This window comes from Pseudoalteromonas neustonica, assembly GCF_001653135.1.
Classification (GTDB): domain Bacteria; phylum Pseudomonadota; class Gammaproteobacteria; order Enterobacterales; family Alteromonadaceae; genus Pseudoalteromonas; species Pseudoalteromonas neustonica.
Window position 1 is genome coordinate 1 of record NZ_BDDS01000045.1, and the last position, 3,208, is coordinate 3,208.

At 38.4% G+C, this 3,208-nt stretch carries 2 protein-coding genes and 2 pseudogenes; 3 read left to right on the forward strand and 1 reads right to left on the reverse strand.

Features of this window, described 5'->3' with window-relative positions; genetic code table 11:
- The 3 genes and pseudogenes from A7967_RS23580 to A7967_RS21905 form a co-directional block, all read left to right on the forward strand.
- Nucleotides 1-720, forward strand: a pseudogene (locus A7967_RS23580) (transposase); the annotation flags it as partial.
- A 393-nt stretch (nucleotides 721-1,113) separates the two neighbouring features.
- Nucleotides 1,114-1,998: a hypothetical protein gene (locus A7967_RS21900; RefSeq protein ID WP_054206936.1), complete on the forward strand. Its 885-nt coding sequence runs from the start codon at nucleotides 1,114-1,116 to the stop codon at nucleotides 1,996-1,998.
- A 315-nt stretch (nucleotides 1,999-2,313) separates the two neighbouring features.
- Nucleotides 2,314-2,718 (forward strand): MAPEG family protein, encoded by a 405-nt coding sequence (locus tag A7967_RS21905; RefSeq protein WP_054206937.1) that lies wholly within the window; start codon nucleotides 2,314-2,316, stop codon nucleotides 2,716-2,718.
- 84 nt (nucleotides 2,719-2,802) lie between these two features.
- Here the strand turns inward: A7967_RS21905 and A7967_RS23540 are convergent.
- Nucleotides 2,803-3,070, reverse strand: a pseudogene (locus tag A7967_RS23540) (group II intron reverse transcriptase/maturase); the annotation flags it as partial.
- Nucleotides 3,071-3,208: the final 138 nt, after the last annotated feature.

The following is a 3,208-nucleotide window of genomic DNA, read 5'->3' on the forward strand; positions in this document are numbered from 1 at the left end:
AACAGCAGTTAGATAAACTGAACACAGATAAATCCGCAGACAAACACACAATCAAATTTACCGCAGACAGTGGTTTTAACAGCGAAGTAAACCTTGAATACATGGCGAAAAGTGGCTTTGATACTTATATTGCGGATAACCAATTTAGAAAACGAAACCCGCTGTTTAAAGACAGTCAAACGTATGAAACAGAGCAAGAAAAGCGCCGCCTAAAAAGGCGTAATGGCAAGCCACGGTTATTTACCTCAGAGGACTTTCATTATGATGAAACAACCCAAACCTGCCTCTGCCCCGCAGGCAATGGTATGTGGCGAAGCGGGGTTAATGTAAAGAGTCACAATCAAGAATACACGCGATTCTGCGGTTACTTAAAAGATTGCAAAGTATGCCCACTGCAACAGCAATGCATGCGAAAGCCACCAATAAAAACAGGGCGGCAAGTACAGTTTAAAAATGATGAATCACGTAAAAAGCTAAGCTATATCGACAAAATGAAAGTTAAAATAGACAGTCCAATGGGGCGACGGCAGCTTTTTATTGAAGGAATGGCAAACGACTAGGCTGTATAGAGCCTGCTTTCCTCTAAATAAACAGCGGAATATTACAGTCAATAAAGGCATGAACAAATTGACCTTACGCGGACAAACGAAAGTGAATGCGCAATGGCAACTGTATTGCCTTGTTCATAATCTAGAAAAGCTGAGAAACACGATACATTAATAAGGGGAAACCCCTTATCACCTTAAATAAGCCACTTAAACACCTGCCATACCTTCCAAAACGCCCATTAAAACAACACCAAATCCTCTTTTTTATATTTACGTGAAAGTCAGTTGTCGATTGAACCAAAATAGGAACTCAGCTATGGTTGAAGCATCAATAAAAATAAATTAAAAACGAGTTATTCTACAGGCTCGTTGTGGCTGTAGAATTACTCTTTTTTAAGAAAAACAGCCTGTTTTATGGGTTCCAAATGCATTACCTAATGCTTTAAAAACGCTTAGAGTTAATCACAGGAGCTCGTTTTTTAATTGAATTTGGCTGTTAGAGTAATTCTACAGTCTCGTTAGCATACTTTAATTGGAATCGTGGCAATCAATATGGAACATTTAAATGAAATCAATTTGTAAAACTATTCTTTTAGGACTCCTTTTAGTTGGTGTGTCGTCTTGTTCTGATAGTGATCAACAACCAGATCCTGATTTCGTCCCCAAAAATATCAATAGTACCTTTTCTAAATTTAATAGCCCTGTTGTTCTTATTGATGAGGCTCATAATAATTTCCTTACAAAAAAGGGCAGATACAAGCCTTTTTCTCAAGTTCTGTCTAGTGATGGTTATACTGTAAAATCTAGTAAAGAAAAGTTCACTTTAACTTATTTAAAACAAGCGGATATATTGGTAGTCGCAAATGCACTAGATAAAAATAGACAGGACTGGACCCCCCCATTCGGGGATGCCTTTGACAAAGGAGAAGTTGAAGCCGTTAAACAATGGGTATCACAAGGTGGTTCTCTTTTTCTAGTTGCCGATCACACACCTTTTCCAAAAGTTATAGAAAAATTATCATCTGCTTTTGGTTTTGAGTTTAGTAATGGTCATGTCCGTGACGCTTTATTTCGCTTAGATAATAAATCCCTTATAGAACATTCAATAACCCAAGGTATCACTCAAGTTAAAACATTTGGTGGTTCCGCTTTTCAAATACCTGAAAGTGCACAGCCCCTTTTGACTCTAGGTAAAGGAGCCACATCTGTTGTGCCCGAGATACCTTTTCAAATAAATGGCAAAACTCCAAGAGTATCAATGAATGGCTGGTATCAAGGAGCAGTTTTGGAAGTTGGAGAAGGTCGAGTTGCAGTGTTTTCTGAGGGGATGACGTTCTCATCGCAAGTTACGGTTTCAACGGGTAAAAAATATGGCTTAGTCTCTGATGGTGCGGAACAAAATGAACAGTTTCTTCTCAATGTCATGCATTGGCTGTCAAAGAAAATTTAAACTACAGGTGTACCCAGTATGCTAACAAGTTGCTTAAACGGACAAAAAACAGTTGGCTTTCCTCACTGCATTCGTTATTTTAGCCAACAATTTTATTGCCGCTTAGCAAAGCGTTGTGGCTGTAGAATTACTCTTTTTTAAGAAAAACAGCCTGTTTTATGGGTTCCAAATGCATTACCTAATGCTTTAAAAGCGCTTAGAGTTAATTACAGGAGCTCGTTTTTTAATTGAATTTGGCTGTTAGAGTTATTCTACAGCCTCGTTAGGGCACTTGGTGTAACCAATTTGTTCTCAGTTTTTAAAAAGGAAGTTACGTTGGAATTTATCGAACCGTATAATATTACAGTTTTAGTCATGGGGTTATCAGGTTTAACCTTTTTCGTGCAACTTTTAGTAGCAGATGTCGTTGGTATAAAATCTCGCCATATACCGGGTTACTCAATTGAGTCTAACCATAATAACCTGCACTTTCGTTCAACTAGAGCTTTATCAAATACAAACGAGAGTGTGGCTATTTTTATACTCCTTGTTTGTTTTTCTATTCTATCTTCAGCAAACGCTAATTATCTCAATATAAGCGCCATAGTGTATTTAGTTGGCAGAATTGGCCATATGCTTTGTTATTATTTAAATCTAAAGCTATTAAGAAGTATCTCTTTTGGTGTAAGTTTATTGGGCTTAGCAGCAATATTTATAGTTGGCATAATTGAGTGGCTTTAATATAAACGTGCTCTAATCGGGTAGCCGGAGGTCTCTAACCTCCAGCCCCCACACCACCCATCATGCGGGTCCGCAATGGGCGGTTCATCTCCTGTAATGAATATTGATCCAAATATCTTTCAATGACACTAAACCTTGTGATGCTAAGTAGTCATTGCCTAGCGCAATGTTAATTCCTTTTGTTTTTGAGCTTCTACAAGGGCCTACTTTTGGTACTGGTGATACCACAGGCTATGGCGAGTCGCTCGCTAACACCCAATTTCATTAAACTGCGTACTTTGGTACGAGGTTTTCGCCACTGCCGCCAGTAGCACATCCTTATCCTACGGCGGATCCAAAGATCTAAATCCACTGTTAGTCAAACCCGAATTCAGGTTCCAAGTGCACCAAACCTTAAATCACTAATTAATAAAGACTTCTTCAGCTGTCTGATAATTTAGTATTTTCCTTGGGCGAGTATTAATTTTCATTACAACCTCTTGGAGTTGTT

Coding starts and splice junctions, on each gene's coding strand:
- A7967_RS21900 (WP_054206936.1), top strand. CDS start 1,114: ATGAAATCAATTTGTAAAACTATTCTTTTAGGACTCCTTTTAGTTGGT.